This is a genomic window from Ferdinandcohnia sp. SAFN-114 (assembly GCF_059415045.1).
On the sequence record NZ_JBPFDQ010000082.1, the window covers coordinates 1 to 24,470 of the forward strand.

Consider the following 24,470-nt stretch of genomic DNA (forward strand, 5'->3'; position numbering starts at 1 on the left):
ATGTCACAATACTTATCTCAAGTATTGCCATTTTGGAGGTGTTTTATATTGTCTCACTATTTTAGGTTAGTCCACATTAAATGCTTATAAAAACCGCTTCTTTCTCCGCCTTCTGTTTTTTTCTTTTCGGTTTTTTCTGCTTGGTAGATTGGGGCATCCTGATTAACTGCTCTTGTTAATAATTCCTCAGGTATGCGAATACCTTGAGCAACCGGCACCTGAATTACTTTTTTACCATTAAAACGAGTCATTTCTACTTGCTTGTCTGCAGCCACAATGATTGCGACTGCCTCATCAATGTCTGCTTGAGTCAGTTCATTTTTCACACCTGTTGAACCATTTGTTTCAACCTTTAAATCAATGTTCATTTCTTTTGCTTTTGCCTTTAATGAGTCTGCAGCCATATACGTATGTGCAATTCCAGTTGGACATGCCGTTACCGCAAGAACTTTTTGCTGTCCTTCTTTTTTCTCTACCGGCGCTTCTACTTCCTCTGATTCATTTTCCTTTTCATTAATAACATCGATTAACTCGTCTGGAGTTTTAACTTGCATAAGCTGTTCACGAAAACCAACGTCCATTAATAATGAAGATAATCTTGATAGGGTTTCAAGATGTGCATTATTTGCCCCTTCACTTGCCGCGATCATGAAAAATAAATGGCTTGGTTGTCCATCCAATGATTCATAATCTACTCCCTTTATGGAGCGTCCAAACGCAATCGCTGGCGTCTTCACTGCAGCTGTCTTCGCGTGTGGTATCGCTATTCCTTCACCAATTCCTGTTGTACTTTGGCTTTCTCTTGTTAAGATTGCCTGTTTGTATTGTTCTTTGTCCTGTAGACGGCCAGCTTTATCAAGTTTTGAGACCAATTCATCAATGACCTCAAGTTTTGATGAAGAAACAAGGTCAATAATGACTGTATCTTTTTTCAACAGATCCGTAATTCTCATCCTGCATGTTCCTTTCTATATTTTTTTCACTTGTACTTGTGAAATCAATTCATTTATTTTCTCTTCCGTTGCTAATCCTTCAGAATAGGCTGTGGCACTGCCGGCTGCTGCTCCAAAATGAAATGCTTCTGTCGCTACCCGTTTTTTTGAATAAGATGCAATAAAGCCTGCCACGACTGAGTCCCCAGCGCCTACAGAGTTAACAAGTGTCCCTTTAGGAATGTTCGCAAAATAGACTTCATCATTCACAAATAGCAAACTACCTTTGTCCGCCATCGAAACAATAACATGCTGCGCTCCCATTTCGACGAGCTTTTTCCCATAAGGAATTGCTTCTTCGGCATTTTTAATCTCAACACCGAAAATTTCACCTAACTCATGATGGTTTGGTTTAATTAAAAACGGCTGATATGGAAGTACTTCGACTAATAAGTCTTTTGTAGCATCAACAACAACCTTAACTTCCTTGTCTTGTAATTTCTCAGTGACTTGTTGATACAGTGTCGACGGTAACGATGCCGGAATACTCCCTGCAAGTACCACCATATCTCCTTTTTGCATTTGATCAAACTTCTCTAAAAGCTGTTCGAGCTCCGAAGATGTAATTTTCGGACCCGCTCCATTTATTTCTGTCTCCACATCAGAATGAAGTTTCACATTAATTCTTGTGTCTCCTTCTACAGTAACAAAGTCTGTTTTGATATTCTTAGCTATTAAGGTATCAATAAGGTATTTGCCAGTAAAACCACCTACAAACCCTAAGGCAACACTCTCTATCCCAACATTTTGTAAAACTGTAGAAACATTAATCCCTTTTCCACCCGGGCTTTTTCGATCACTTTTAATACGATTCAGTTCACCAACCAAAAATTCATCCAAGTCGATAAAATAATCAATGGAGGGATTTAATGTAACTGTGTAAATCATGTTGTCACAACCTTTATGTTGATATGTTCTTGATAGGATATAAGCTCACTCTTTGTTAATCCATTATCTGTTATTAAAGTGACATCCTTTAATGAGGAAATCTTTGAAAAAGAAACCTCATTAAACTTCGTGTAATCAGCTAATATATAAGTTTCCTTTGCTAAGCTCATTGCCGTTTGTTTGATCAGTGCTTCTTCAGGATCAGGAGTCGTAAAACCATACTTCAAATCAATTCCATTCACTCCTAAAAAGCACTTATCAAATCGGTAAAGGTTCAAACTTGATAATGCCCGACTTCCGATTAAGGCTTTTGTACTCGGTTTCAAAACACCACCTATTAGATAGGTAGTAATCCCTTTTTCAAGTATGGGCTCAATCAAGTTTACTCCATTGGTCACCACTGTCAGTCCCTTGTGGTCAAGAAATGGGATCAATTCCTGTGTTGTTGTCCCTGCATCCAAATAAATGGAGTCACCATCTTGAATAAGCTCAGATGCATATTTAGCAATTGCTTGTTTTTCTTTTATATTCTTAGCTGTTTTTTCTATATAACTTGGTTCCAATTGATTTCCGTGAACGTATGACGCCCCACCATGGACCCTTCTTAATTTGTTTTCATTTTCAAGTTGTACTAAATCACGACGAATCGTTGATTCCGATGAATTTGTTCTTTCAATCAGCTCTTGAAGTTTCACAACCCCGTGTTCTTTTAGTAGCGATAAAATAAGCTGATGTCTTTCTGGAGTTAACATCATGTCACATCCTTCATGGATTGTACTCTCATTATAGTGAAATCATTTTTAGAAATCAATCAAAAACATCCATATTCATTCAAAAACACCCACAAGTAACTTTTCCCTCTTTCTTCAAAAAGGTTTCTATTGTATAATGAAAAAAGTTAAATAAAAAGGTTTTCTAGGGTTCCGTAGCCTTTGCTAGTCTGGTCCGAGAGAAAACTCATAGCAATAATGGATGTTCAAAAAGTCCGGTGAAAATGACACATTGAATTTCTGCGTACATCGCTCCGAGAGCATTGTGAATAACTTGGTTATGCGCTTGCGTCTACTAGTTTATTCATGAAGTCAATTCCTCAGCGCAAGGCTGCAAGGGAGTTAACTCAAGCCGTTGCCTCGCTCCGGTACTCAAAGCTAAACCGCCTCGAACTTCGGACGCACAGGATGTGCTAGTGTCGACAATACATGAGGACGTGGCGTTCTTGTCGACGTAGTCCTTTTCATCATTCTTTTTAAATATTTTCTAATTTTGCTATGCCACGGAGGGACAAAAGCCTGGGAGATTATACATTTGTTATAATCTCTCAGGCTTTTTCTTTTTAATCGAAACGATAAGGGGGAATTATAGATGAATTTAGAATGGATAAAAGTCTTTTTTGCGGCTTTTTTTGAAGTATTTTGGGTGATTGGATTAAAGCATGCAGATAGTTTTTGGACATGGACTGGAACTGTCATTGCAATCTATATCAGCTTTCATGCACTTATTGCAGCAGGAAAAAAATTACCGGTTGGTACGGCTTATGCTGTCTTTGTTGGACTAGGTACTGCCGGAACCGTTATATCAGAAATCCTGTTTTTTAATGAACCAGTTAAACTGGCAAAGCTTCTATTAATAGGAGTGCTTTTAGTTGGTGTAATTGGTCTGAAACTTGTTACAAAAGAGAAGGACACAGAAGGAGCTGAAGGTTAATGGCATGGTTCTCACTCATTATTGCAGGTGTTTTTGAAATGTTAGGGGTCGTGCTCATTAATCGACTTCATCAAAAGAAAAATTGGCAATCACTAGTCTTACTGCTTGCCTCTTTTGGCGGAAGCTTCCTATTTCTAAGCATAGCGATGGAAACTCTACCTATGGGCACTGCATATGCTGTTTGGACAGGAATTGGAGCATCTGGGGGAGCCATTCTTGGTATGATCCTATATGGAGAGCCAAAAGACTGGAAACGATTCTTGTTTATTGGGATCATCATTAGTGCTGCTGTAGGCTTGAAATTAGTAGGGTAATTGAAAGGGGAGCCTTCAAAAAGCTCCCCTTTAATCGACAAAATCTGTCTATTTCCACGGAAATAGAACAAATCTTAATATTGAAATTTGTCTAAAAATGAAAAATAGTCCTTTAAAAAGTCATAAAAAAGCTGTTCAGTAGGAAGTAGTTTTCGCTCTTTTGGAATAATAACACCTACCGAACGGGTTACCTCAGGTTGGAGAACCGAAACTTTCACAGTAGAACGTGGAATATTTTCAATTAAAGTCACCTCAGGAATGATTGTTATTCCTAGTCCAGCTGAAACAAGACCTTTAATAGCGTCAATATCTTCTCCTTCAAAGGAAACTGTCGGCTGAAAGCCCAACTGATTACATGCCTTTACAATGATATCTCGTAAGATAAATCCATTCGGGAATAATACAAACTGTTCGTCTTTTAACTGACTAAGACTTAATGACTTATTCTCTGCCAATGGATGCGCGCGTGGTAAAAGAGCTACCATCTTATCCGTAAATAGAGTAGTGCCTGTAATCTTCTTTTCCTGATTTGGTACGGGTCCTAACAGCGCCATGTCGATTTCGCCTGTTTTTACTCGTTCAATTAGAGAATAATAATTGCCCTGTGACAATGAAAACTTAACTTGTGGATGACGTTCTCGAAATGCAGATATCATTGTTGGTAGGGTATAGGCAGCCAAACTGCTTGGAAATCCAATTCGAATCGTTCCTCGTTCCGGATCTAAATATTCTTCAATCTCACGTTTTGCATTATCTAATACATTTAATGCCTGCTCGACATGATCTAAAAAAACTCTTCCGATTGGCGTTAATTTCACATTTCGTCCATCTCGAATAAACAAGTCTACACCTAATTCGGATTCAAGGTTGAACAATTGCCTGCTAACTGCCGATTGAGCAATATGCATTGAATTCGCCGCTTCCGTTACATGTTCTCGTTTTGCAACCTCAATAAAATAAGTTAACTGTCTAAGTTCCACAAGGTGTCCTCCTTAATCCATCTCATTACGGCATTGCTTATATCTTTTATTAATATTGTTTAGATTAATTATTCATTATAAAATAGTAAATATCAAGAATTTACAGATAAAACGTCGGTTTTATTTTTTTTGACTAAAAATATATAGCAAAGAAAGGGTGAATGTACACGATGGCTATGATCGAAAAGTCTATTCCTGTACCAGAGTTAAAACAAGCAACCGATTATATGAACAAAGTATATGAGGAGGTTAAGAAGAGAAATCCTCATGAACCAGAGTTCCACCAAGCAGTGAAAGAAATTTTCCTTTCTCTTGTACCTGTGTTTGCTAAAAATCCAAAATACATGAAACACGCGATTTTGGAAAGACTCGTTGAACCGGAAAGAATGATTACATTCCGAGTACCTTGGGTTGATGACCAAGGTCAAATCCATGTAAATCGTGGCTATCGTGTTCAGTTTAACAGTGCACTCGGCCCTTATAAAGGTGGTTTGCGTTTCCACCCTTCCGTTAACTCAAGTATTATTAAGTTCCTAGGTTTTGAACAAATCCTTAAAAACTCTTTAACCGGTCTTCCAATCGGTGGGGGTAAGGGTGGATCTGATTTTGATCCGAAAGGAAAATCAGACAACGAGGTTATGCGATTCACCCAAAGCTTTATGACAGAATTAGCTAGACATATTGGCCCCGATATCGATGTACCAGCTGGAGATATCGGCGTTGGAGCAAGAGAAGTCGGCTACATGTTTGGCCAATACAAAAGACTCCAAGGTAGCTTTGAAGCAGGCGTTCTTACTGGCAAAGGCCTTGGCTATGGCGGGAGCTTGGTTCGTACAGAAGCAACAGGCTATGGTACTGTCTACTTTGTTGAGGAAATGCTGAAGGAACAAGGTCTTTCTTTTGAAGGAAGCACAGTTGTCGTTTCAGGTTCCGGGAATGTTTCTATTTATGCGATTGAAAAAGCTCAACAGCTAGGTGCAAAAGTAGTTGCATGTAGTGATTCAAACGGCTATATCTATGATGAAAATGGGTTAGACCTTGAAACTATCAAACGTATCAAAGAAGTTGAACGTAAACGTATTAAAGAATATGTATTAGAACACCCAGAAGCAGAATATATTGAAGGCTGCTCAGGTATCTGGTCAATTCCTTGTGATATTGCATTACCTTGTGCAACCCAAAATGAAATTGACTGTGAATCAGCTCAAACACTTATTTCAAATGGTGTAAAGGCAATTGGTGAGGGTGCAAACATGCCTTCTACTTTAGAAGCAATTGATTTATTTATTGAAAGTAATGTCCTATTCGGGCCAGCGAAAGCAGTTAATGCGGGTGGTGTTGCCGTTTCTGCACTTGAAATGTCACAAAACAGCATGAGACTTTCATGGTCATTTGAAGAAGTCGACAGCAAGCTTCAGGACATCATGGCTTCAATTTATCGCAACAGCATGGATGCTGCTGAAGAATATGGCCATCCTGGTAACCTTGTATATGGAGCTAACATCGCCGGCTTCCTAAAAGTAGCTGACGCAATGATCGCTCACGGTGTCATTTAATAAGTCATTCAAAAGCTGTTTCCTCTTTAGGAAGCAGCTTTTTTTCATACACATAAACAACAAACATAAAAGGCACATGCTCCATTGTGAGAGCATGTGCCTTCTCATTCTATGTCTAGCTCCAGCGCCTAGCCCCTCTCAAAGTCTAGCCAATCCATCAAGAAGGATTCTCTTATGCTTGTCTGGGCTGGCAAGTCGCTTGCGCTTTTCTTACAATCAACCTTCTAATAATAGGTCTTCTGGATCTTCTAATAGTTCTTTTACTTTTACTAGGAATCCTACAGCGTCTCTACCATCGATGATTCTGTGGTCATAAGATAATGCCACATACATCATTGGGCGTACTTCCACCGTATCATTTTTATCAACTACAACAGGACGTCTTTGGATTTTGTGCATTCCTAAAATACCAACCTGTGGTGCGTTAATAATAGGTGTTGAGTTTAGAGAACCGAATGTTCCACCGTTAGTAATTGTGAAAGTTCCGCCTTGAAGGTCGCCTAAACCTAATTGGTTGTTTCTTGCTTTTTCAGCTAAGCGGCCGATTTCAGACTCAATTCCTGCAAAGCTTAGTGTATCTGCATTACGTACAACTGGTACAACTAAGCCTTCATCTGTAGATACGGCAACACCGATGTCATAGAAATTCTTAAGAAGGATTTCATTTCCTTGGATTTCAGCATTCACATATGGATATGCCTTTAATGCTCCAATAACCGCCTTTGTAAAGAATGACATGAAACCAAGTTTTACACCATGCTTTTTGAAGAAAGCGTCTTTACGGCGATTTCTTACGTCCATAACAGCAGTCATATCAACTTCATTAAATGTTGTTAGCATTGCTGCTGTGTGCTGTGCTTCAACAAGACGTTTTGCAATTGTTTGACGACGTCTAGACATTTTAATGCGTTCTACGCGTGGGTCGTCATTTACCACTGGTGCTGCTGCAGGTTGTTTTGCAGCTGGTGCTGGAGTTGCAGATGGTGCTGTTTGAGCTTGCTTATAAGCCTCTACACCTTCAACACGAACACGTCCAAGTGGATCTTTAAATGGTACTTCATTTAAGTCAATACCTAGTTCTCTTGCTCTTTTTCTCGCTGCAGGTGAAGCAATGGCTGGCTTGCCTTTTTCTTCAGTAGATGCTTCTGCAACTGGTTCTGTTTTAGCTTCTTCAGCTTGTGGTGCTGCTTCAGCTTTAGGTTCTTCAGCAGGTGCTGGTGCGCTTGATTCTGAACCATTTTCATCAAGCTTTGCAATCACTTGACCAACTTCTACATTATCACCTGGTTGGAATAAGAATTCCTTAATAACACCTGTATGTTCACTGTTGATTTCAACGTTTACTTTATCTGTTTCAAGTTCAGCGATTGACTCACCTTTATTCACGAGTTCGCCTTCTTTTTTTAACCATTCAACAATTGTTCCTTCTGTAATGGACTCAGCTAATTCTGGTACTTTAATTTCGATCATTGCTGATTCCCTCCTTTGTCTGTAAGCAATGCATCTTGCATAATCCACGCTTGTTCTTGTTTGTGAATATCTGGGTCACCCGTAGCAGGACTTGAACGCTTCGGTCTACCAATATAATCTAGTTTAATTTCATCAGATAATATATCCATTAATACCGATTGTAGAGCTGGCCATGCGCCCATGTTTTTCGGTTCTTCTTGAACCCAAACAACCTCTTGTAGGTTCGGATACTGGCTAACTAGTTCTTCTAGCTCTTTCTTAGGGAATGGATACATTTGCTCCACCCTTGCAATATGCAGAGTATCTGCCGTTTCTGCCGGTAAATTCGCAGCTTCTGTTGCTAAATCAATCGCTACTTTACCTGTACATAAGATTAGGCGAGTTACTTTCTCTTTGTTCGTTCCCATTCCTGGTTGCTCCAGTAGTGGCTTAAAGCTTCCATTCGTTAGATCATCTAGTGATGACGCTGTTTGTGGGTGACGAAGAAGACTCTTAGGAGTCATCACAATCAATGGTCTTGCTTCATCAGTTGAAGTAAGCAATGATTGTCTTCTTAATAAATGGAAGTATTGAGAAGCGCTTGTTACGTTCGCAACAATCCAGTTATATTCCCCAGCTGCATTTAAGAAACGTTCCACTCTTCCACTTGAGTGCTCCGGACCTTGTCCTTCATAACCATGTGGTAATAGCATGACTAGACCTGATTTTTGACCCCATTTTGCATGGCCTGAAGAAATGAATTGGTCAATAATTGGCTGTGCCACGTTCACAAAGTCCCCAAATTGCGCTTCCCAAAGGACAAGTGCATTTTCATCTTGAACACTATAACCATATTCAAATCCTAAAACAGCCGTTTCAGACAATGGACTGTTATAGATGGAGAAGGATGCCTTCGCCTCTTGAATATTGTGCAATGGGATATATTTTTCATTTGTTTCATAGTCATTTAAAGCAACATGACGATGAGCGAATGTTCCTCTTTCACTATCCTGACCTGTTAAACGAACTGTTTTTCCTTCTGCAAGAACTGATCCGAATGCAAGTGTTTCAGCTAATGCCCAATCCACTTTGTTTTCCTCATCTAAAGCTGTTTCACGTCGCTTTAAAATACGTTCAAGCTTCGGATAAACTGTAAGTGATTGAGGCCACTGTAATAGTCCTCTGTTGATACTCTTTAATAGGTCAGCAGGTACTGTTGTATCAAATTCTGGAATAGCAGACAAAGCTTTTGGCTTCTTCGGTTTCACGCGCTCTTCATTTTCCACAAAGTCATCAAAAATAGATTGTAAACTTTGCATGAATTCCTCACGTTTATTAGTTAGTTCTTCTGTTGTTATTACATTTTCAGCAACAAGCTGATTTCCGTACTTATCTGCAATAACAGGGTGATTCGCAACCTTCTTGTACAATAATGGTTGTGTTACGCTTGGATCATCCATTTCGTTGTGACCAAATCGTCTGTAACCAACTAAATCAATTAAGATATCTTTTTCAAAACGCTTACGATACTCATACGAAAAGTGAATTGCTGCAAGACAAGCTTCAGGGTCATCAGCATTTACACGTAAGATTGGAATCTCATACCCCTTCGCAAGGTCACTCGCAAAACGAGTTGAACGAGAGTCTGTATTATTTGTTGTAAAACCAACCATATTGTTTGCAATAATATGAACGGTTCCCCCAGTTTCGTAGCCTTTCAATCTACTTAAGTTTAGAGTTTCAGCTACTACTCCTTCACCAGGGAATGCCGCGTCACCATGAATTAGTACACTTATTGCACTTTGCTTATCCTGAACAGGATAACCAGCTTTACTAGTATTGTCCTGAGCCGCTCTAGTAATCCCTAACACTACAGGGTTTACAAACTCCAAGTGACTTGGGTTGTTCGCAAGATTAATACGAGTTACGTGCTCTTTAGGACCTTTAACGGCACGGTCAGCTCCTAAGTGATATTTCACATCACCGGACCAACCATAGTTAATCCCTCTTGAACCTTCCGAAGGAATTAAATCCTTGTTTGGTGCATGGTGGAATTCAGAGAAAATGAGTTCGTATGGCTTATGCAAAACATGTGCAAGCACATTCAAACGGCCACGGTGAGCCATACCGATCATAATATTGTCGGTACCGTCACTATTGCCTTCTTGAATTAAACGCTCAAGCATTGGAACGAGCATGTCTAATCCTTCGATTGAGAAACGCTTTTGCCCAACGAATGTTTTGTGTAAGAATTTTTCAAATCCATCGACATTCATTAGACGCTCTGCTAATTGTTTCTTTTCATCTGCAGTTAGCTTTAATTTAATTCCATTGATTTCAACTTGTTGTCGTAACCATTGTCTTTCATCTTCGGAATCAACATGTCCAAATTCATAAGCAATTGATTGTGTATAAACAGATTTTAAATGTTTATACGCATCCCAACCAGTTTGAACGGAAGGAGGTGCTTCCTCCCAAATATATGTCGCTGGAATATCCATTAAATCTTCTTTTGTAAGATTATAGTAACCAGGCTCTAAAAAGCTGGTGTCTGGCATTGGTCTAGTGCGAATTGGGTAAATATCTGCCGCTATATGGCCGTACGCACGAATGCTCTTAATTAATTTGCCTCCAGATGTGATCGTCTTGATTGTCTTCGGTGAGATACCCCCACTTACTAGCTCTGCTGTTGCTGCTTGCTCATCTGCCGGTGGTGGCCCAAGTTCTTCGAAAAGCGCTTTCACGGAAGGGTCTACTGAACTTGGATCATTCTTGTAATTTTCATACATGTCAAAGACATAACCCATGTTCGGGCCATAGAATGACTCCCACACATTTTTCCTTTGTTGATTATCCATTTGTGTTTAGCCTCCATATTACATTCACAGTAAATACTTGTAATAGATGTTTAAAAAGTGCGGTGAATATGACACTTCGAATTTCTGCGGTCTTTGCCCCGGAAAAAATCATGAACAACGAGGTTATGCGCTTGCGTCTTCTAGTTTATTCTAGGAAGTTAATTCCTCAGCGCAAGGCTGCAAGGAAGTAAACTCAAGCAGTTGCCTCGTTTCGGTACTCAAAGCTGCACCGCCTTGAACTTCTTGGTCCTCTTCATCCTCCTTTTTAAACTTGCACTTGTAATACTTAATAGACAAAATTTGTATTTTATAGAAATATGACGTCTACACTTACTATACCCCATTTTCCACAGATTTCTAGTAAAATGCTTACATTGGAAAACTCCTGAAAAAAGCTGAAAAAACAGGCAAAATAGTGTCATTATATCGTCATAATTCATAATAAATATGTTATTCTTATCTTATAGTCGAAAACAGAAAGTTTCCTTGATATAAATCAAGTTTTACAAGTAATTTTTTAAAATAATAAGTTTTGGAATAACATAAAGTGAAACTCTATTGTAGTACATCAATCCTCTTGAAGTAAAGGGACCGAAAAAAGTAAGTTATACTCTTACACTTTCGAAACGATAAATCGTTTAGACTTCGGCAAGATAGGTAAACTATAGTACAACAAGAGTCCGCATTTTATGGGCATTTGAAAGGAGAAAAAGTGTTCTGTATGATTAGCAGTCCACATGATCCAAGCTCTATTCGACAGGTACCTATTTTTCATGGTTTAAATGAGCAAGAAATGAACCTTTTACAAAAGGTCACGCAAATTCGCGATTATCGAAAAGGGGAAGTGATTTTTAGAGAAGGTGACCCTTCCGATACCCTCTATATTATCGGTGAGGGGATCATTAAAATTACAAAAGTGGCTGAGGACGGAAAAGAACAAATCGTTCGTCTCTTATTCCCTGATGATTTTTTCGGCCAATCCGTGATGCTTCAATCAGAAAATCATTATGCCAACGCAGTAGCAATCAACGATACGGTTATTTATACGATTCAAAAACAGGATTTTGTTAATACGTTAGAACGAAATCACAAAATGGCTCTCCGCTTCATGCGGGCATTAAATGAGCGGATTTATCAAGCCGACGAGTGGATGAGTTTACTGAGCCTAATGGAGGTTGAACAACGATTAGCAAGTGTTCTCCTCTTGTTCAATGACAGGGTTCGCTCTAAGGATGGCCGCTTTAAGCTCCCTATTACTAAAAAGATTCTAGCGTCTCTCATTGGTACAACACCTGAAACCATTAGCCGGAAGTTTGTAAAATTTATTTCTGAAAACCTAATTGAGGTAAATGGACAAAGGGATATCCATATCCTCGATTTTGAAGGCTTAAAAAAGAAGGCAAAAACTTTATAAGCTGTTAAACCCACATGTGATGTGGGTTTTTGTTTTGTCGGAAAAAGGTGATGTCTTTTTTCCAATAAAGTAAAAACGCCCGACCATACTCGGTCGGGCGCGTTAATCCTTAAAAGGAAACATATTGACGTGGGTTCACTGCGTTTGAGTGTCCGCCACTGTATTGTGTTGGACTATATGGTCCGTTATAAATTTCAAAATGAAGGTGCGGACCGGTCGAGTCACCTGTAGTCCCCATATAGCCGATCAAATCGCCTTGTTCCACTCGGTCATATTGACCAACGAAACGTTCCTGTAAGTGTGCATATACGGTGGTCATTTGACGTCCATTGATATAGTGGGTGATCATGATGACATTACCGTAGCTACTTTCAAGTCGTGAGCGCGTAACCGTACCGCCTGCAGCCGCGTAAATTGGAATATTTCCTGGTCGTCCACCTTTTCCAATATCAATCCCAAAGTGCATACTTCCCCAGCGCATTCCAAATTCGGATGTGACTCGGCCTGTTGTTGGTTTAATAAACCCACTATTGTTCACAACAGGTGGAGGTGCTGGTGGTAGTGGTGGCGGTGTAGTACCAGCCTCTTCGGCCTTTTTCCGTTCCTCTTCAGCTTTTTTCCGTTCTTCTTCAGCTTTTCTTTGTTGCTCTTCAAGTTCCTTTTGCCTTTGGTTCCATGCATTGATTTCCATTTGAATTGCCTTTTCCTGCGCAGCTAATAATTCTCCAACATCCTCTAGCGCATGGAGCTCTTTATGCATTTTCTGTTCTTGGGCCTCTAATTGCTTCATAACTTTATTTTGTTCTTGAATTTGTGATTGGAGCTGAACCTCTAACCGATCAAGTTCTTTTAATTGGTCTTCCTGCTGTGCAAGTAAGGTCTTTACCTCTGCTTTATTTTCCTCAAGTAATTTAATATCCGCTTCATGTTCTTTCATAATTTCGCGATCAGCATGTACAAATGTAGATACCGCACTTACCCGGTTGATAAAATCATTAAAGCTTTTTGCACCGAGTAACACATCTACATAACTAACAACTCCACCACTTTGTTGAAGACTACGCATCCGCTCCTTGATAAGCTCGTCCCGTTTTTGAATACGTTCCTCGAGCACTTTCATTTCCGCCTCAAGACGCGCAATTTCTTCTTTCGTTTCCTGAATCTTTGCTTTTATGCTCTCAATTTTACCTCTCGTTTCACTTACAGCAAAATCAAGCCTTTTAATCTCCTGCTCGACACTAACCTGTTGTTGTTTGACTTCATTTAGAGCTCCCTTCTTTTGGGAGATTTCAGACTCTACTTCTGTCTTTTTATCCAGAACTTCCTTCTTTTCATTTTCTAGCTCTTCATTCTTTTGAATCGCTAATACAGTATTAGGCATAGATGTCAATAAACTTCCAAGTCCTATTGATATACCCATTCCAATCATAAGAAGTTTTCTTTTCAACCGGCACATCTCCTTCTACCAAACTAGCAACCTATAAAAGGATGAAAAATATTTATTTTTCACCATAAGTATCATATTTTGCTATATATTCTCACGTTTTGTATTATAACATAAAAAATTGTAATAAAACGCCAAAGTAATATTACAATTATATTTCATAAACACTTGAAAATACTGGGTTTCCCAAAGATTATTCGACAAACTATAGGAACGACGAATCCCAAAAAATTCGACAAGCATCTTGAATTATACTATAAAAAAACTCACCCTTTTTAGGTGAGTTTAATTTCCAGTTTGATCTAACCGGTTCATTATCATTTTTTGGTGTAACAATCTTATTTCAATCGCTTGCCTGAACGTAAGATTGATCTTTCAACAAGTACATTCATCGCATCAATGCTGCTTTTAACAGCCTCATCACTTAATTTAATACAGGACAATTCTGTACAAGCCAATATCACAATTTTACAATGCTCTTTTTCAACAAGATGCCTGATTAGCTGCTCAAGTTCACTAGAATCAACATCGAGATCACTTTTTACATTGTTATATATAATATCCATGACCTTTTCTTGTAAGCTATCATTTGGGGCTAAGAGCTCAAGATTATATTTCTTACAAACATCTGCATAGATTCCGCTGCGAATCGTACCGTTTGTTGCAAGAATTCCGACCTTCGTTCCTTCACCATGCCGATGATGAATTTCTTTAATTGTTTCTTCGACCATGTTGATGATAGGGATATTCGTTAGCTTCTGAAGCTCATCGTAAAAATAATGAGATGTGTTACAAGGTATTGCAATATTAGCAACGCCCGCAGCTTCTAGCAACTTGAAATCATCTTTTACAGCATCTAAGAATGTCTCGCCTGTGTTTGTAAGGATTGCATTTGTTCGGTCTGGAAGGGTAGCATGATTTAGAATAATCATATTTAGATGGTCCTGGTCCTTATGTGCCTCTGTTTTATTAACAATTTTGTCAAAAAAAACAGAAGTAGCCTTCGGACCCATGCCACCGATAACACCTAATTTTTTTTGTTCCATGTTTAAACACCTAGTTTCATTTAAGAGGTTGTTTAAAAAGTGCGGTGAATATGACGCAGGACGTGGCATTTTTGTCGGCCCGTCATTTTCATCCTCCTTTTTGAAACATATATTTTATTTAACCGTCATTGCATGACTCCCTAAGTCAACATAGCTCGCAAAAAACGCATCTGCATCGTATGTGACTTGCCCTTGCAATGGATTCATGACATGCACCTTATCACCTATATAACCATTTAAAACCACGGCATGTAGGTTAGTAGGAGCATTAAACTTTGTTTTTGAGTCACGAATATTCCAAGAATAGTTGACCTTTTTCTTACTTAAGTCAAGAGTTACCCAAACTACCACAGGGTTCCCCTCTTCAAGCTCCATTATGATTTCCTCACGAGTGCTTCCAGTCAGGTCAACAGGTTCTAATTGAGCACCTTCTTTTCCTAAATATGCATTCGCTGCTTGTATAATTGGAGGCGCATAAGAGAAGAATCCGCTCCATTCCCTTGGGTTTCCTGCGTATGCCTTATTTGGATCTGGTCCGTATAAAACATTGTTGATTGTTGTAAAAGGCTCCTTCGGTAAATAATGATCAGCCATATCCACTTTTGAAACATTATAGCCATAAAAATTCAACACGGAAGTAAGTGATGTAATTTCACAGCCGTTTGGAAGCTCCGGTAATTGTAGAACCTTTTCGACTGGTATGAATACTTCTACTTTACCGTTTGATACTTCCCGATATGGGTTATTTTCCTGAGCGTACACAATTGTGAGCCCAGATGTAATCCCGTCTGCCCCTGAAATCAGATTTCTAGCAATGCCTTTAACCGTTTCAACATTCAGCAATAAATAAATGACACAAACGAAATTCAAAAATAATAGTCCTCTTACTATTTTTTTCACTTCTATCTGCCCCTTTACTCTGTAAGACAATCTTTAGACAATTACTAGAAACCATATATATGTGAAGAAAACAAACTTTATAACTCAATAAAGAATTTCTTGTACCAAACAAGGAATACATAGACCGTATAGATGTATCTTGCGTAGTTATGTCTTCCGTGGAAATGGTCATCAAGATATTTAACGAGTTCTTCTGTATGGAAGAATTCTTTCGCGATATCGGATTCAAACATTTCTTTTACAATGTTGTAGTATTTCTCTTCACGAAGCCAGTGTCTCATTGGAACTGGGAATCCAACTTTTTCTCGATTCGACCATTCTTCTGGTAACACCTTTTTCGATGCAGCACGAAGAGCATATTTTGTATCGATTTGATTCACACGCAAATTACTTGGGATATGTGACGCCATTGACATCACTTCTTTATCTAAGAACGGAACCCGTAATTCAATCGAGTGGGCCATACTCATTTTGTCTGCTTTTAAAAGAATATCCCCTGGTAACCAAAGTTTGAGGTCAAGATACTGCATTTTCGTAACATCGTCTTTTCCCTTTACATCATCATACACTTTTTTCGTAATACTTTGAATAGACGGGCCAGTTTGGTATTCCTCTTTCAAGACTTTACGAGCATCTTCTTCCTCGAATACTTTTGCTTGGCCGATGAACTTTTCCTCAACAGGTTGTCCACCTTTCACAAGGAAGTTTGTGATTGTATTTTTCGGAAATGCACCACTAATTGCAGATATCGCGCGACGAATCCCAAATGGAATCTTTTCGTATTTTTCTAGCTTCGCAGACTTCTGGTACCAGACATAGCCTCCGAAAATCTCATCTGCGCCTTCACCAGAAAGGACAACTGTAACATGCTCACTGGCTAATTTTGATAAAAAGTATAACGGAACAGAGGATAAATTTGATTGAGGTTCATCCATGTGATACTGGATTGTCGGTAGCATTTCAAATGCCTGATCTGCCGTCATCAATTCTTTATAGTTTTCTATTTCAAGTATGTCAGATAAATCCTTAGCCAAATTGGTTTCATTGAAGATTCCTTCATAATCCTGGAATCCAACAGAAAATGTTTTGTTTGGCATTAATAACGCCGTAATATAACTAGAGTCAACCCCGCCGGATAAGAAAGAACCTACTTTTACATCACTGATTTTGTGATAGTTAACCGATTCTTTTAATGTATTATTAATTTCTTCTATATAGTGGTCAAGACCTTTATTATCTGCATCAAAATTAACGTCCCAATATGGCTTAATTTCAAGATTTCCTTTTTTATAAATCATGTAGTGACCAGGCTTTAATTTATAGACACCTTTGAAGAAAGTCTCATCAAGCACTGAATATTGGAAAGTTAAATATGGTTTTAACGCGTCTTTATTTAACTCTTTCTTAAATGCTGGCTGCTTTAAAAATGCTTTGATTTCAGAGCCGAAAATAAGTGAGTTGTCTGCTGTATTTTGTGTATAGTATAAAGGCTTAATTCCAAAGAAGTCACGCGCTAAAAACATGGATTCATTGTTTTTATCCCAAATGGCAAATGCAAACATCCCGCGTACTTTTTGTAAAAGGTCTACTCCATATTCCTCATAAGCATGGATAACGACTTCGCTATCTGCGTCACATTTGAAAATATGGCCTTTTTGGATTAGGTCTTCACGAAGTTCTTGATAGTTGTAGATTTCGCCATTGAAGACTAAAACGCAGCTTCCGTCTTCATTGAACATCGGCTGACTTCCTTCTTCAGATAAGTCAATGATACTTAGGCGACGAAAGCCTAATGTTGCATGTTCGTCCGAATAGTGATTACCACTATCTGGACCTCTATGAATTATTGTATCCATCATTTCATTTATTACTTGTACTTTATCTATTTCAAGCTTTGAATCAGCAAAACCAACGAAGCCACACATAGTTTAATCACCTTTACATCTTAGATTTTTACAGTTCGCTTTCCTCTGTTGTTTTACCCGTCACTACGTCCTAACATTTGGCGTTGTTCCTTTGTTAGTCCGGCCACACGGTTGCGTAATGGGAAAAATAATTTCTCGCGCGATACATTAGGTCTCATTTTTGCGATTTGCTGTAGGGCAACACCTGCACCGTAGTCCATGCCTTGTGCACCTGCAAGGATTACAACATCCCCCGGCTCGGCATGAGTTAAGGCTTGCGCAATGGCGTCATCCAGCTCATCATAAAGAGAAACCTGAACTCCCGCTTCTGCCATGACTTCCTTGAACACAGCTGTTTCTTCATCTGTTACATAGTCCTTTGAAGTGACATGGGAGACACTCTTTGTCGCAATAATTTCATTGAACCCTAGCGTTTTTGCCCACTTGACGATCGCCTCTGCATTTTCACGGTTAACCGTCGGACCACGCTCTCCTCGAATCGCATAGACTAAATGCAAATCCTTATATTCCATATATTTCAATGTCTGAAGAGTCACATCAATATTCCCAGCATTCGCAAAGTGGTCATCGATGATTTTAATGTCATCTTCAAAAATAAACTCAAAGCGACGTTCCACTCCACCAAAGTTTTTTAATCCCTTTTGAATGGAGGATACCGGCACTCCGCAAAGAAGACCAATTGTAATTGCCACCATCGCATTATACACAGAGTGCAAACCAGGAACTGATAGTTCAATCTCGAATTCACCTGGCTCAATCTTGTTTTCATAGCGAGAGAAAGGCTTTAAAATCTCAATTGTAAACTTCGCTCTACCCGTGGTCAAATCCAAATTTTTGCAAGCAATATGCCCCTCTTTGCTGTCTAAGCCAAATGTGATGACCTGTGCCTTCGTTTGTTCAATTAAGGAAGTCGAATACTCATCATCCAGATTTAAAATGGCAAAGCTCTTTTCACTTGCATGGCGGATTAAACCTGATTTCACTTCAAAATATCTTTCAAACGAGCCATGGGAATCAATATGCTCACGACTGATATTATTTAAAGTGACAATATCATAGTCTACTGCTTCAACACGATGTGTTTCTAATGCGTTTGATGAAACCTCCATTGTCACATGGGATACATCTTTATCTACCATTTGCCCCAAGTAAAACTGTAAATCAAGGGATTCAGGAGTTGTAAGCTCAGAAGGAATCGCAAAATCGTCAATCTTAATGGATACTGTACCAATAAGACCTGTTCTGTACCCTTCTTCCTCTAGAATTGCATTCGTCATAAACGATGTTGTGGTTTTCCCATTCGTAGCTGTAATCCCAATCATATTCATTTTTTCAGATGGCTTCCCATAAAATTCAGCTGCAAGTCGTGCTAGTGCAATACGGCTGTTTTTTACCACGATCTGAGGAATCTCTAATCCTTCTTGCACATCCTCAACAACACAAGCCACTGCACCATTTGAAATTGCCTGCGATAAGTATTTATGGCCATCCGTTTTATAGCCTTTTATACATACAAAAAGATGTCCGTCCTTCACCTTTCCAGAATGATATGATAGCCCACTAATTTCAATATCCTTATCATCAATGGTTTTTTGAACCTCAATTGCTGTTAGAAGCTCATGTAATTTAACCATTTTGTTCCCTCTTTTCTTAACGTTCTTTTAGATTTGATGTTTTGGAAGTGCGATAAACAACATTATTTACGTTTTTTCCCCGAAATCATTTTTACAAATGAGAAAAACGGTTTTGGATCATTCCAGTCCCAAATTGCGTAGGCCTTTGGTTTAAAATAAGAACGAATGACCTCGCCAAGTGAAAGCTGACCTGTTTTTAAATATCCCTTCACGGCATAAAAATCCTCATAGGCATACCAAAAAACTTGATTCGTATCATGCTTAAGGCCCTTTGGAGGAAGTGGGTTACCCGTAAGCTCTCGATATGTAATGTATGGGAAGTTAAAACCAACCTTATTTAATAACACATTAAAATTGGTAATCCTCACATTTAATTCAATTAAATAATATTGTCCAGTTTCGGCATCCTTTTTAAACTCAATTTCTACAAACCCTTTATAGCCAATCGCTTCTAAAAAGCGTGAGCCTATTTCAAAGAGCTCAGGAACATAGCGTTGCCCCGTATACACAGAAGCCCCAAAATTGATCGGATATTGGCGAAACTTTTGAGCAGTCACCCAATGAGTAACCTTCGCGTCCTGATTTAAATATGCATCAAAGGTATACATATGATCATCAAATCCTGGAATGATTCGCTGAACAATTACCTCTTGTTTTGCTTCTTTTGCCTTTTTGAGCGCTTCGTCTAACTCCTCGCGATTGTTGACGATAAATAATTTTTTACGAAAGATCGAAACAAAGGTTGGTGAATCGGTTGGCTTCACCACACAAGGATATTTTAACGTCTCCTCAATTTTTTCATAGAAATTTTCTTCATTTACACGAACTGTCTCAGGAACAAGCATTCCATGTTCAGTTGCTAACTGATGAAGGAGTTGTTTATCCATTGTTTTCGTATAAAGACCCTGCTCCGTTTGCGGGATTAGATAATACTCTTTTAATTCATTTAAATATTGGTCAATGACTTCCACATAGTTGTCATGACAAGGAATAAGAACAGGCTTTGCTGTTTGCTTTCTTGCATATTCTTTTAAAAAGGAAATAAAGCCTTCTGTGTCTTTTCGGTAATGTGGTGCAATAATATGCTCCGTACAATATTTTGAATCTGCACCATACGTATTTTCATATGAATAATCGACTGCAACCGTATGTATACCTTGCCTGCCTAAACACCTTATTGTGCTTAACCCTATATAGTAATTGCAACCTAAAATGACTGCTTTATTAGTATTCATTTAATATCGATCTCCCTAGTATCTATATCACATTACATTTTATTAGCAAAAATTGTTTGAAAAAGTTTTTTCGACAATTATCCCATTCTCCATATTGACACAGAATAATGGGTCTTTCAAGATGAAAAACACCTTTATCCCGCTTGTTATCGAGCTGTAACATAAATGAAAAAAAGAAACAAAAAATAGAGTACAATATATATGATTTCGTACTCTTTACCCATTTTTCGACTTTTTTCCCCATTCTTTATTTTTAATAGATTTATCATCTTTGTTCTATTATATACGATTGGCTAAATGAACTTTGTTATGACTTAATCGGAAAGCGAAATTCTCGGTCACTCTGTCCCGAACTATCGTGAACCCGCTCAACATATTGAATTTCTGTATCCGACATTAATAATACGGTTGAACTTCTTGTCCCATACCCATTTGTTTGAATAAATAATGAAGAAAGAATCCGTTCCCACTCAAGGGACACCCCAGTTTTGGGTAGAAGGTTGTCGTTTGGCCGGTCTGTGTTCTGAAGGAGCTGGAATAGATTTTCCACTAAATCTTCTCCCATAATAATCTTTGAAAGTTCCTCTTTTCCTTTTTGTACTTTTGGCCAATTTGTATCAAGCAAATGGTTGCTAAGCCCGTGGATACCTGGTTGTACCTTTTCCAATCTTTTTCCGGCATTTGAGTAATAATATAAATGCTGTGGGTCACCTGCTAAAAGATTATAACCAGGATACTGAGAGTTCGTCTCTTCCAACTGCTTCATATACTCGGCAATATCGCCCTTATGGAGGAGAGCCTCTTTTACGATTGCTCCTCTAGACCTTTTACCTACTGAGACTTCACTTGGATCTCGAAAATTCGTGATGGCTGCGAAACGCCCGGTTTTGGTGACCCCCATCCAGGTTCCCATTTTTTCAAGATCTCTTCCAGCCAACAGAGCAGGCTCATCCTCCCAAAAATGAATCGGAGCCGTTGGCCGTTGAAGAAACTCATCTCGGTTGGCCGCAACAATTAATTTATAAATCGGATGCGCCTGATAGGCAAACAAAATTAAACACAATTTACCCACCGCCCTTTTTCACAAATTATAACATTTATGTGGTCACCTTGTGCGATATCAGACTTTTATTCACAAAAAATGTTTCTACCTTTGTTTGACTGTTATCGTATAGGAAAGCGTAAGACTGAAGGGTAAATTGACATTTTCTTTTACACTCAATTCTTAGGATAAAACGCGATTTGAACTTATAGCTCAAATAAAAGTACTCGGTGTGTTCGAATGATGGAGTGTTTCGGGCTCGGATGACTGTCACAACCTCTTGCGAATCGCTATCAACTGGGATTTCGGACTCGGATGACTGGAACTGGTCGCCCTTTGTCCGAATGTATGGGGGATTCGGACTCTCACTGCCGAAACCGGTGGCATTATGTCCGAATATGCGGGGGATTCGGACTCTCACGACAGAAACCTTTAACCTCGTGTCCGAATATATAGCTGATTCAGACTCAACCAACTGAAACCGGTGGACCTGTGTCAGAATGTACGCGAGATTCGGACTCTCACAACCGAAACCTTCAACCTTTGTGTCCAAATGTACACCTGATTCTGAACTATATCTTTCCTTGTATAAAGAAAACAGCGTGAGTACAATCTCACGCTGTTTTCTCTAATATACCTCTATAACTATAACGCCTTAGCTTACTACTTCCTTTGCAACTTCTCGTGCTTTTAGCTCTCTTCTTAAAATTTTTCCGCTAATCTTTGTTTTCGGCAGTTCATCCAATACTTCAATTTCCCTTGGAGCGGAATGTGCTGCAAGATGTTGTTTAACAAACACGCGAATATCCTCTAGTAAGTCTTTCGTTGGGCTGTAACCGTTTTTTAGAACGATAAAGGCCTTTACGATTTCCCCTCTTATTGGGTCTGGCTTTCCGATGACACCTGCCTCAGCAACCGCTTGATGTTCAATTAGCTTACTTTCGACTTCAAAAGGTCCGATTCGCTCTCCAGAAGAATTAATCATATCATCGCTTCGCCCTTGGAAAAACACATAGCCATCCTCATCTAAAATAGCCAAGTCACCTGATACATACCAACCATTTACAAAATATGAATGATACTTTTCTTCATTTTTCCAAACTTCTCTCATGATTGATGGCCAAGATGCCTTAATGCCAAGATGACCTACCTGACCATTTGGGAGCGGATTTCCGTCATCGTCGATTATGGCAACTTTGATACCTGGAAAAGGTCTCCCCATTGAGCCCGTTTTTATAACCTCTGATGGAAGATTGACGATCAATTGTCCGCCCGTTTCTGTCATCCACCAAGTATCATGGATTCTTTTTCCCAAAGCTTCAATCCCCCAGGTAATAACCTCAGGATTTAACGGCTCTCCCACACTTAAAATATGCCGTAAAGAGCGTAAATCGTATTCGTTTAATACTTCATTTCCTTCAGCCTTTAACATCCTGAATGCTGTAGGTGCACTATACCAAACCGTTACTCCTGTTTTTTCAATTGTTGAATACCAGGAATCTGCATTAAATCTCCCACCGTTAACGACAATTGTGGCACGATTTAGCCAAGGAGCAAAGATTCCGTACACCGTTCCTGTTACCCAGCCGGGGTGTGCGGTACACCAATAAATATCGTCCTCTTTCAAATCAAGGACCCATTTTCCCGTTTGGTACTGTTGAATCATCGCGCGATGTGCATGCACAATTCCCTTTGGTTTCCCGGTTGACCCACTTGTATAGTGAATATTAAGGCGCTCTTCAAGCTCCAACCATTCAATCACTCTATTCTCACTTTTCGTTTCAGCTAATGCCTCTACAAGTGAGATTTCATCTTCCTTACACTTTTCTGATCCCTCCGTAATAAACACGGTTTCGAGTGAAGGCAATTCTTGTTTTGGGACCCTTTTTACCAACTCCGAGTCAGTGATTAAAAAACGACCCTCACAGTCTGAAATGCGATCCCTTACCGCATCCTCCATAAATGCTTCAAAAAGCGGTCCTGCAACGGCTCCGATTTTAACTGCTGCAATCATCGCAATATACATTTCCGGGTTTTTCGGCAAAAAGATAAAGACAATATCGCCCTTTTTAACCCCGTATTTTCTTAACACCGACGCTAAGTGGTCCGATTTTTCTTTGATATCTTTAAATGTAAAAATTTTTTCTTCTGCTTCATTAATGTAGTGAAGGGCAACTTTGTCTCCATACCCATCGTCGACATGCCGGTCAATACATTCATACGCCATATTGACTTGCCCAGTTTGATACCAACTAAACTCCTTTTCAACTTCCTCCCATGAAAAGTCTTGGTATACCTGATCATAGTTTTGTAGATTATAGGTACCTTCAAAAGGTCTTATCGCACCTAATTGTGTGGTTGTCAATTCCACTCTCTCCTTTCTTTAACTTAGTAGAGACAATATTTCCGCCTTCAATTGTGCCAACTTTATATCACCACGAGATCTGGGCTTTGGATCATCAATTTGAATCGTTTGATAGATTTCACCCGGCTGCCCTTTTAAAATAACAATTCGGTCGCATAAATAAAGTGCTTCATCGATATCGTGAGTAACGACGAGCATCGTTGATTTGTATTTCTCCCATATTGTCAGCAGCAAATCTTGCAACTGCATTTTCGTAAATGCATCAAGCGCACTAAATGGTTCATCTAATAGCAAAACTTGAGGTGCTGTGATAAGTGCACGAGCAATCGATACTCTTTGTGCCATCCCACCGGAGATATCCTTTGGATAATGATTTTCAAATCCTTGCAATCCTACTAACTTTACATATTCCTGGGCTTTTTCACTTTTCTTACTATCATTCTTTAGACCAAACGAAATATTTTCTAATACTGTCAACCATGGCATTAAACGTGATTCTTGAAAAATAACGCCCACCTTTTCATGAACGGACTTAATGATGTCCCCGCTTATTTTCACCGTACCTGTATAATCCGAATCTAATCCAGATAAGACACGTAATAAGGTGCTCTTTCCACACCCACTCGTACCTAGTACTCCCACAATTTTGTAAAAAGACAAAAAAGTATAAACCAATTGGACAGAAAAGTCTAAACTTCCTCTTCTTGAGAAATTTCGAGACAAA

18 protein-coding genes and 1 pseudogene are annotated in these 24,470 nt (G+C 39.0%); 4 read left to right on the forward strand and 15 right to left on the reverse strand.

Translation table 11 applies throughout. The annotated features are described in order from the left end of the window. Positions 1-74: 74 nt before the first annotated feature. The 3 genes and pseudogenes from ACR65M_RS21050 to ACR65M_RS21060 all read right to left on the reverse strand — a co-directional run. Positions 75-953, reverse strand: a pseudogene (locus ACR65M_RS21050) (fructose PTS transporter subunit IIA); the annotation flags it as partial. Positions 954-968: 15 nt separating this feature from the next. Beyond that, positions 969-1,880 (reverse strand): 1-phosphofructokinase, encoded by a 912-nt coding sequence (pfkB, locus tag ACR65M_RS21055; RefSeq protein ID WP_440274322.1) that lies wholly within the window; start codon positions 1,878-1,880, stop codon positions 969-971. Then, positions 1,877-2,632 (reverse strand): DeoR/GlpR family DNA-binding transcription regulator, encoded by a 756-nt coding sequence (locus ACR65M_RS21060; RefSeq protein WP_440274323.1) that lies wholly within the window; start codon positions 2,630-2,632, stop codon positions 1,877-1,879. Before ACR65M_RS21060 ends, pfkB begins: the two co-directional genes overlap by 4 nt. Before the next feature lie 610 nt (positions 2,633-3,242). Between ACR65M_RS21060 and ACR65M_RS21065 the strand changes: the two genes are divergently transcribed. Beyond that, positions 3,243-3,584 carry a DMT family transporter gene (locus ACR65M_RS21065; protein ID WP_309100791.1) on the forward strand — a complete coding sequence of 114 codons (342 nt, stop codon included), beginning with the start codon at positions 3,243-3,245 and terminating at the stop codon, positions 3,582-3,584. Continuing rightward, the gene (locus tag ACR65M_RS21070) at positions 3,584-3,898 is read left to right on the forward strand and encodes a DMT family transporter (RefSeq protein ID WP_341333345.1); all 315 of its coding nucleotides are present in this window, start codon (positions 3,584-3,586) and stop codon (positions 3,896-3,898) included. Before ACR65M_RS21065 ends, ACR65M_RS21070 begins: the two co-directional genes overlap by 1 nt. A gap of 74 nt (positions 3,899-3,972) precedes the next feature. Here the strand turns inward: ACR65M_RS21070 and gltC are convergent, their stop codons facing one another. Next, positions 3,973-4,878, reverse strand: a complete 906-nt coding sequence (gene gltC, locus ACR65M_RS21075) for a glutamate biosynthesis transcriptional regulator GltC (RefSeq protein WP_341333346.1) — start codon at positions 4,876-4,878, stop codon at positions 3,973-3,975. A gap of 176 nt (positions 4,879-5,054) precedes the next feature. On the opposite strand from gltC, the gene gdhA reads away from it, so the two are divergent. Beyond that, positions 5,055-6,434, forward strand: coding sequence for an NADP-specific glutamate dehydrogenase (gdhA, locus tag ACR65M_RS21080; protein WP_121449276.1), 1,380 nt, complete (start codon positions 5,055-5,057; stop codon positions 6,432-6,434). Positions 6,435-6,650: 216 nt separating this feature from the next. Here gdhA and odhB read toward each other — a convergent pair whose 3' ends face one another. Both odhB and ACR65M_RS21090 read right to left on the reverse strand, forming a co-directional pair. Beyond that, the gene (gene odhB, locus ACR65M_RS21085) at positions 6,651-7,904 is read right to left on the reverse strand and encodes a 2-oxoglutarate dehydrogenase complex dihydrolipoyllysine-residue succinyltransferase (protein WP_341333348.1); all 1,254 of its coding nucleotides are present in this window, start codon (positions 7,902-7,904) and stop codon (positions 6,651-6,653) included. Beyond that, a complete protein-coding gene (locus ACR65M_RS21090) occupies positions 7,901-10,741 on the reverse strand; it encodes a 2-oxoglutarate dehydrogenase E1 component (RefSeq protein WP_341333349.1) in 2,841 nt (946 codons plus the stop codon). The genes odhB and ACR65M_RS21090 overlap by 4 nt, the downstream gene beginning before the upstream one ends. A 721-nt stretch (positions 10,742-11,462) precedes the next feature. Here ACR65M_RS21090 and ACR65M_RS21095 point away from each other — a divergent pair. Next, positions 11,463-12,155, forward strand: a complete 693-nt coding sequence (locus ACR65M_RS21095) for a cyclic nucleotide-binding domain-containing protein (RefSeq protein ID WP_121449264.1) — start codon at positions 11,463-11,465, stop codon at positions 12,153-12,155. A gap of 109 nt (positions 12,156-12,264) precedes the next feature. Here ACR65M_RS21095 and ACR65M_RS21100 read toward each other — a convergent pair whose 3' ends face one another. The 9 genes from ACR65M_RS21100 to ACR65M_RS21140 form a co-directional block, all read right to left on the reverse strand. After that, positions 12,265-13,602 (reverse strand): murein hydrolase activator EnvC family protein, encoded by a 1,338-nt coding sequence (locus ACR65M_RS21100; RefSeq protein ID WP_341333350.1) that lies wholly within the window; start codon positions 13,600-13,602, stop codon positions 12,265-12,267. 335 nt (positions 13,603-13,937) lie between these two features. Continuing rightward, the gene (gene cuyB, locus ACR65M_RS21105) at positions 13,938-14,645 is read right to left on the reverse strand and encodes a cysteate racemase (protein ID WP_341333351.1); all 708 of its coding nucleotides are present in this window, start codon (positions 14,643-14,645) and stop codon (positions 13,938-13,940) included. A 114-nt stretch (positions 14,646-14,759) separates the two neighbouring features. Further along, positions 14,760-15,545, reverse strand: a complete 786-nt coding sequence (locus ACR65M_RS21110; RefSeq protein WP_341333352.1) for a C39 family peptidase — start codon at positions 15,543-15,545, stop codon at positions 14,760-14,762. 77 nt (positions 15,546-15,622) lie between these two features. Further along, the gene (gene asnB, locus ACR65M_RS21115) at positions 15,623-17,470 is read right to left on the reverse strand and encodes an asparagine synthase (glutamine-hydrolyzing) (protein ID WP_440274324.1); all 1,848 of its coding nucleotides are present in this window, start codon (positions 17,468-17,470) and stop codon (positions 15,623-15,625) included. A gap of 53 nt (positions 17,471-17,523) precedes the next feature. Then, positions 17,524-19,104, reverse strand: a complete 1,581-nt coding sequence (locus ACR65M_RS21120) for a Mur ligase family protein (RefSeq protein WP_440274325.1) — start codon at positions 19,102-19,104, stop codon at positions 17,524-17,526. A 62-nt stretch (positions 19,105-19,166) separates the two neighbouring features. After that, entirely contained in the window at positions 19,167-20,339 is a 1,173-nt protein-coding gene (locus tag ACR65M_RS21125) for a carboxylate--amine ligase (protein WP_121449259.1), read from the reverse strand. 307 nt (positions 20,340-20,646) lie between these two features. Continuing rightward, complete coding sequence (locus tag ACR65M_RS21130; RefSeq protein ID WP_440274326.1) at positions 20,647-21,402, reverse strand: NRDE family protein; 756 nt, start codon at positions 21,400-21,402, stop codon at positions 20,647-20,649. Between the two features lie 634 nt (positions 21,403-22,036). After that, positions 22,037-23,746 carry an acetate--CoA ligase gene (gene acsA / locus ACR65M_RS21135; RefSeq protein WP_440274327.1) on the reverse strand — a complete coding sequence of 570 codons (1,710 nt, stop codon included), beginning with the start codon at positions 23,744-23,746 and terminating at the stop codon, positions 22,037-22,039. Positions 23,747-23,764: 18 nt separating this feature from the next. Further along, positions 23,765-24,421, reverse strand: a complete 657-nt coding sequence (locus ACR65M_RS21140) for an ABC transporter ATP-binding protein (protein ID WP_440274328.1) — start codon at positions 24,419-24,421, stop codon at positions 23,765-23,767. Between the last annotated feature and the right edge of the window lie 49 nt (positions 24,422-24,470).

Bases quoted from the DNA above. Each gene is read 5' to 3' on its own strand.
- pfkB (WP_440274322.1), bottom strand. From the start codon at position 1,880: ATGATTTACACAGTTACATTAAATCCCTCCATTGATTATTTTATCGAC.
- ACR65M_RS21125 (WP_121449259.1), bottom strand. From the start codon at position 20,339: ATGAATACTAATAAAGCAGTCATTTTAGGTTGCAATTACTATATAGGG.
- ACR65M_RS21095 (WP_121449264.1), top strand. From the start codon at position 11,463: ATGATTAGCAGTCCACATGATCCAAGCTCTATTCGACAGGTACCTATT.
- ACR65M_RS21060 (WP_440274323.1), bottom strand. From the start codon at position 2,632: ATGTTAACTCCAGAAAGACATCAGCTTATTTTATCGCTACTAAAAGAA.
- odhB (WP_341333348.1), bottom strand. From the start codon at position 7,904: ATGATCGAAATTAAAGTACCAGAATTAGCTGAGTCCATTACAGAAGGA.
- asnB (WP_440274324.1), bottom strand. From the start codon at position 17,470: ATGTGTGGCTTCGTTGGTTTTGCTGATTCAAAGCTTGAAATAGATAAA.
- gdhA (WP_121449276.1), top strand. From the start codon at position 5,055: ATGATCGAAAAGTCTATTCCTGTACCAGAGTTAAAACAAGCAACCGAT.
- cuyB (WP_341333351.1), bottom strand. From the start codon at position 14,645: ATGGAACAAAAAAAATTAGGTGTTATCGGTGGCATGGGTCCGAAGGCT.
- ACR65M_RS21065 (WP_309100791.1), top strand. From the start codon at position 3,243: ATGAATTTAGAATGGATAAAAGTCTTTTTTGCGGCTTTTTTTGAAGTA.
- ACR65M_RS21070 (WP_341333345.1), top strand. From the start codon at position 3,584: ATGGCATGGTTCTCACTCATTATTGCAGGTGTTTTTGAAATGTTAGGG.
- ACR65M_RS21090 (WP_341333349.1), bottom strand. From the start codon at position 10,741: ATGGATAATCAACAAAGGAAAAATGTGTGGGAGTCATTCTATGGCCCG.
- ACR65M_RS21120 (WP_440274325.1), bottom strand. From the start codon at position 19,104: ATGGTTAAATTACATGAGCTTCTAACAGCAATTGAGGTTCAAAAAACC.